The 6026-nt window shown below is 70.7% G+C and carries 6 protein-coding genes; 2 read left to right on the forward strand and 4 right to left on the reverse strand.

Annotation, left to right across the window (positions count from 1 at the left end; translation table 11 throughout):
* Nucleotides 1-2 precede the first annotated feature (2 nt).
* Nucleotides 3-452 (reverse strand): hypothetical protein, encoded by a 450-nt coding sequence (locus tag ABZ078_RS40025; protein ID WP_189905202.1) that lies wholly within the window; start codon nucleotides 450-452, stop codon nucleotides 3-5.
* A 159-nt stretch (nucleotides 453-611) separates the two neighbouring features.
* On the opposite strand from ABZ078_RS40025, the gene ABZ078_RS40030 reads away from it, so the two are divergent.
* Nucleotides 612-2060: a WbqC family protein gene (locus ABZ078_RS40030; RefSeq protein ID WP_356583448.1), complete on the forward strand. Its 1449-nt coding sequence runs from the start codon at nucleotides 612-614 to the stop codon at nucleotides 2058-2060.
* A 331-nt stretch (nucleotides 2061-2391) separates the two neighbouring features.
* On the opposite strand, the gene ABZ078_RS40035 is transcribed toward ABZ078_RS40030, so the two are convergent.
* Genes ABZ078_RS40035 through ABZ078_RS40045 form a run of 3 tightly spaced genes read right to left on the reverse strand, consistent with a single transcriptional unit; the run spans nucleotide 2392 to nucleotide 5285 of the window.
* Complete coding sequence (locus ABZ078_RS40035) at nucleotides 2392-3297, reverse strand: endonuclease/exonuclease/phosphatase family protein (protein ID WP_189905194.1); 906 nt, start codon at nucleotides 3295-3297, stop codon at nucleotides 2392-2394.
* A gap of 48 nt (nucleotides 3298-3345) precedes the next feature.
* Complete coding sequence (locus ABZ078_RS40040; RefSeq protein ID WP_189905192.1) at nucleotides 3346-4188, reverse strand: endonuclease; 843 nt, start codon at nucleotides 4186-4188, stop codon at nucleotides 3346-3348.
* Nucleotides 4185-5285 carry an aldo/keto reductase gene (locus ABZ078_RS40045; RefSeq protein WP_356583449.1) on the reverse strand — a complete coding sequence of 367 codons (1101 nt, stop codon included), beginning with the start codon at nucleotides 5283-5285 and terminating at the stop codon, nucleotides 4185-4187. The genes ABZ078_RS40040 and ABZ078_RS40045 overlap by 4 nt, the downstream gene beginning before the upstream one ends.
* A gap of 74 nt (nucleotides 5286-5359) precedes the next feature.
* Between ABZ078_RS40045 and ABZ078_RS40050 the strand changes: the two genes are divergently transcribed.
* Entirely contained in the window at nucleotides 5360-5980 is a 621-nt protein-coding gene (locus tag ABZ078_RS40050; protein ID WP_356583450.1) for a hypothetical protein, read from the forward strand.
* Nucleotides 5981-6026 lie beyond the last annotated feature (46 nt).

Genomic DNA, 6026 nt, shown 5'->3' on the forward strand with positions numbered 1-6026 from the left:
CCTCACGTGTCGTGGTCCAGAGCGGGGGCGGGGCCGGGACTGCGGCGGCGGCCCCGTCCGGACGGGGACCCGGCGGGGCCGGAGGCGGCCGGGCGGGGGGTGCGGGGGGCGCGGGGGCCGCGGACCAGTAGCAGCCGGGCGCCGGCAGCGGTGATCCGGGCCTGCCGGGGGGCGGCTATTGCCCTCGGCCCCAGGTGCGAGAGGGCGGGCAGGACGACGCCGTAGGTGCCATGCAGGTCTAGGACGTCCAGCAGGCCGGTGAACGCGGCCGACCGCTCGGTGCCCGCCGTCCGTTCGGTGAAGACCCCGTGCAGGTCGAGCTCGTGCCGGCGGCAGTACTCGGCCAGAACGTCGTGCAGGGCATCCTGGCGGGCCCGGGAGACGCGCACCAGCCTCAGGAAGCCATAGACGACCGGGCCGCTGACGCCGCGATGCTCGGTGAGGGGCTCCATCGTTCGCAACCATCCAGGAAAGTCCGACAACTTCTGTCACCGGTCAGCCTGGCCCGGCCCCGACTGCCGGGGAATGACCGTCTGTTGTACTTCCGTTGCACTTGCGTCCCCCCGCCTGGGCCCGACGTGCTTCGATTGGCGGCGGGAAGGGAGCGACGTGTGGCGACCGTGCACCACTGGACCGGGCTGGAGGCCAAGGCACTCCGGCTCGCGCTGCGGCTGAGCGTCCGCGCGTTCGCAGAGCACCTCGGTGTCGGCGTACGGACCGTCTCCAAGTGGGAGAAGCTCAAAGAGAAGACCGAGCCCCGCCCGGACACCCAGGCGATCCTCGACACGGCCCTGGCCCGCGCGGATGCCGCCGCCCATCTGCGGTTCGAGACGTTCCTGTCCGAGGCCGAACGGCCCGGGATGCAGATCGCAGGCCGGCGGGTGACGCCCACCGGGCCACTGGCCTGGGAGTACGAGTCGTGGACCGACGACCTCGACCGGGCCGTGGTCGCCCTGTCCCGGCAGGACTTCACCTTCGCCGAGAGCCTGATCAGCCGGTGGACCAGCCGCTTCACCCCGCTGCAGCTCGATGACCGGGGCCTGTATCTCTTCGCCCGCTCGACCGCCCTCCTCGGCGACCTCCAGCGCGACCAGGGCAGCGTGGTCGGACCGCTGTCCGCCCAGCACTCGTATATGACCGCCAGATCGCTGTTCACCCAGCTCGCCATCCCCCGCCGCATCGCCCAGCTCGACCTGTCCTTGGCCGTGGTCGCCGAGATGTCCGGGAAGCTGGAGATGGCCGCCCGCCAGTACGAGCACCTCGCGGTCGACGACCGACTCTCCCGCCGCGACCGGGCCAGGTCCCGACTGTGGGTGGGGACCGCGCTGAGCAAGGACGGCCAGCACGACTATGCGACCCGCGTGATGCTGGCCGCGACCCGCGACTTCGAAGATCTCGCCGAGCCGGAGGACTGGTCGGTGGCCCACCAGAAGATCGCCCTGGCCCACCGCGGCTACCAGCACCGCACCCGCCTGGCCGCCCTGGAGGACCCGGACCGGACCCGGTGGCTGTCCATCCCCACACACCTGCCCCGGGGCCGCCAGACCACCATCCGGGACGCCCTGATCGCCGACCCGGCCGCAGCCCGGCGGCGGAGCGAAGCGATGATCCGGCAGGAATACCGGACCAGCCCCCACTGGCCCGCCCTCCAGACGGCCCTGGAGCCGGTCTGGGCCGCGTTCGACACCGGCCGGACCGCCGCCGTCGCCGAGACCTCCACCCGCGTCCTGCTGGACCTCATCGGCTGGCCGGGCCGCGTCCTGAACGCAAGCCGACTGCCCGCCCGGCCAGAGCGATCCGAGCGGCTCGCCGACCTCACCGCCGCAGCCGGCGCCAGCACGTATCTGTGCGGAACCGGCGGCATGACGTATCTCGACCCGGCACCCTTCACCACCCACGGCATCGCCGTAGCCCCGTTCCTGCCCCCGACCGCTGGGATCTGGGCCTCCGCTCGACACGTCACCTCCATGTGGGCCCTGGCCCACCTCGGCCCCGTCGGCCTGGCCGCCCGACTCCCAGCCCTCACTGGAGCCCCGGACTCGCTTGGAACCGCGGCCTGAGCACGTGTTGCTGTACTTCTCCTTCTCAAGGGGGAAAGCACAGACGAACGCCCCCAGTCGCGCACGACTTCGTGAGGCACCATCACGTACGGAGTTATGTGCTCAGCCGTCTGTTCGAACCGGAGAACCCGGTCACCTGACCCGCGGGCCGCGCGGAGTGGGCAGGACGTGATGGGGCGTCGTCGGCGTCCTGCGCCCTGGAGACCGGGCGCACTGACCCCGGCCCGGGTCAGGCGTGCTTACGAGAGGGAAGGACCGGGCGGAGCCGGCGCACGGCATCTGCAGCGCAGAGATCCCACCAGACGACGACGTCTGCCTCGCGCCCCGCGCATCAGGCGGCCCCGGCGAATACCGCCCGGAGGATGTCCGCCAGCACGTCCGCCTCGAGCTTCACGCGGGCCATGTGATGGTCGGACAGGTCCAGGGGGACCTCGATCACGTCGACGTCGCGGACGGCTGGCAGTAGCTCGGGCGTGACGTACACCCGGTCGATCCGAGCATCCGGGCCATGGGTATCGCATCGATCGACCGTGCGCGCCACGGCCTTGAGGTCGCCCGCCAGGGCTCGGTGACGGGCGACGTCCTCCAGCCCGGCGGTGCGCAGCGCCGCGTCGGGCCGGGTGTCCATGAGGCGGCGGCCGTCCGGTCCGAGGTAGGAGCGATGGAGCCGGTGCGGCCGGTCCTGGATATCCTCCAGGACCGGCAGCGCCGGGGCGCCTTCGACGTCCGCGTGCGGGTAGCTGTTCGCATCGCCGCCACTGATGCACGGCAGGACCGCAGTGCCGCCCTGGGGGGTGGTCCACCGCTTGTCCGCCCAGGTGGTCAGCCACTCGGCCTCGATGAGCCGGTTGGTGGGGCTGGCGTAGTTGAGGTGGTAGGAGACAGCCACGAACGGCGCCGCGTCAGGTCCTGCGGGGGTGTAGCGCATCGTCAGCGCGGTGGGCGGCAGCACGTACAGGGAAGGTGCTGACCACTGCCGGAGGACCTGGAAGTTGTGGTCCGCGAAGATTGCGGTGCAGGCGCGCTCGCCGAGCCAGCCGCGCATCCCGAGATGGCGCTCCAGCTCTTGCATCACCTGGCGACCGTCGTTGTCCGCACCCCACATCTCCTGACGGAACACCAGGTTGGCGCCGAGGCTGGCGAGCTTCCGGTGCGCGATGTGCCGGGTGTGCAGGTCGCCCTTTCCGTTGGCTTCGAAGTTCCAGTTCGCAATGGTCAGTATGCGCGGTTTGGTCATGGTCGTTCCTTTCCTCAACTGGGGAAGCGGCGGCTGGTGCCTGGGCCCTCACGTGGTTTCTGCAGGCCCGGGCAGACGGAAGTGAACGGTCATGACCGCGTGGTCAGTGAGACCGGCTTCGCGGGCCTCCTGGTGGTAGTCGCAGGCGAGAACCTGTGTGACGTGGGCAGTGGAGACGAAGATGTGGTCGAAGCGGAAGCCGTTGCCGCTGCGCCCGTACCAGGAGTGGGCGATCTTGTCGGGGTGCAGGTGGCGGAAGGCGTCGGTGAGGCCGGCGGCCTGGAAGGAGTCGTAGAAGGCGTACTCCCAGGCGCCGAAGACCTTGTGCGGGGGCTGGTGGCCGCGTTCGATGACGTTGAGGTCCCCGGCCACGATGACGGGAATGTCCGGGTAGGCGGCGTGGAGCTTCGGCAGGGCCTCGGTGACCGCGTCCTGGAAGGCGCGCTTGGCGACGTTGCGGTGCTCCTTGGGTCCGCGGGAGGGGACGTAGAGGCCGAGGACGATGATGTCGTGGCCGCCGATGGTGACGCGGGCGACCGGGGCGCGGTGGGGTGTGACGGTGACCGGGCTCTCCACCTTGTGAGCGTCGGCGGTGCGGCAGGCGATGACCGTGCGGTAGTCGGCTTCCGCCGGCTGCGGGGCGATGACGGTGGCGTATCCGCGCTCGGTGAGCGCGGTGACGAGAGCGTCACCGCCTCGGGTGGAGGACACCTCGGTGAGGACGGCGGTGTCCGCGCCCTCCTGGCTGGCGATCCAGGCGGCCTGTCGGCGGGCGCGGTCCGGGGAGGCGTTCTGAGTGTTGAACAGCAGCAGCCGTACGGCGTCGTCGGCCGGCTGGTGCGCGGGCTCGTCCGGGGTGATCAGGGAGAGCTGCTCGGCAGGGGAGCTCATCGGCTGGCGCCCATCTCGTCGAGGAACACCTCGCTGTGGGCGTCCAGAGTCTGCTGGAGCCGGCCGAGGGTGCCGCTGACGAAGGCGAGCTCCTCGACGGTGAGCGGGGTGCCGACCGCCGTGAGGTTCTCGGTGACCTGCTCGGGCCGGGTGAAGCCGACGAGGACAGCGGCGTTGTCGGTCTGCTGCAGGCAGTACTGCAGGGCGACGCGGATCAGGGCCTCGGAGGTGTGACCGAACCGCTCGCGCAGCGGCGCCAGGCCGTCCTGGATGATCTTCAGCGCGCCGGGGGTGTACCACGCCTTGCGCAGCCGGTGGTCCCCGGGCGCGAACTTCGGCGGCTGGGCCGGGTCGTACTTGCCGGTGAGCAGGCCCTGAACCAGCGGTTTGTTGATCAGCACGCTGGCACCGAGGAAGGCGGCGAGCGCGAAGATGTCCGGCCGGCCGGCGGCCGGCGGCGGGGTGAGCGCGTTGAACCGGGCCGCGAGGTAGTCCGGCCGGATCTTCTCGGCGAGGTGGGCGAACCGGGCGTACTTGTCGCCGCGCTGTTCCTTGGCGACGGTGACCCGCTCGGTGGCGTAGCGGTGCGGGCCTCGCATCCCGACCGCGGTCACCAGGCCCTGGCGCTGGAAGTCCCGCATCTGGGCGACGGCCTCGTCCAGGTAGCGGTCGTCGGGTCCGAAGTCGGAGTTGTGCAGGAAGTAGATGTCGAGGTGGTCGGTGCGCAGGTTCTCCAGCGTGGTCTCGAGCTGGCGGCGCATTGCCGAGGGCAGGTAGGCGTGCCGGGCGGTGCCGCGGTGGTAGCCGACCTTGGAGGACAGCACCACGGTGTCGCGGGGGACGGTGGCGACGAAGTCGCCGATGACCCGCTCGGAGTGCCCGTGCCCGTACACGTCGGCGGTGTCGATGAGGTTCGCGCCGAGTTCGTAGGCGGTCTCCAGGCCGCGGCGGGAGGCGTCGTCGTCGGCGGTGGACCATCCCATCGGCAGGCCCAGGTTGTGGTCGGGGCCGCCCAGGGCCCAGGCGCCGATGCCGATCGGGTGGACGGACAGGCCGCGGGCGAGGGTGCGGCGCGGAGGGGACTGCGGAGCACTCACAGGAAGTACCTCTTATCTCTCAATTAGTGGCAAAGGCTGATGAATTGGTTCGGGGAGTGAGTATGGTGCGTCGCGTGACGACACAATCCCCCTTCACCGAACTTGACTTGAACGCGATCACCGAGCGGCGCTGGGTCGACCGGAACGACTTCACCGAGGACGAGTTCGAGCGCGCCCGCGCCTTCTACGAGCAGATGCGCGCCGACGACGAGCGCCTGGAACGGGTGCGTACCGAGGCGTCCGCCCTGATCAGCGAGTGGACCGGGCACAAGCCGCGCGACGTCGGCTCCTTCGGCACCAGGCTCAACCTGGAGACCTCCGACCTGGACCTGGGCATCGGCTACCCGGTCGAGGACCGCGACCGGCTCCGGAAGGTCCTGGAGCCCCACACCACATTCCTGGGCGAGCGCAAGACCCGCTTCTCCACCTCCCGGCTGGTGTTCTCCTTCACCCTGGAGGGCATCGAGATCGACCTGAGCGCGCTGACGGTCGAGGACTTCGCCGTCGCCTGCCGGATGCTCGACCAGATCGACACCACCATGACGCTGGAGGAGCGCATCGCGCACACCTGGGTCAAGCACCTGCTGCGCAGCTCGGGCCGGGTGGAGGAGTACGCGGCCTGGAAGCTGACGACCTACGCGAGGTTCTGCCCGGAGTTCAACTGGGTGCCGATCCCGGAGAAGCCGGGCGCGTGAGATCGCCGCCTCGGGTGGCCCGCCCGCGCGGGCGGGCCACCCGAGG

The organism is Streptomyces sp. NPDC006385, assembly GCF_040612485.1.
Classification (GTDB): Bacteria; Actinomycetota; Actinomycetes; order Streptomycetales; family Streptomycetaceae; genus Streptomyces.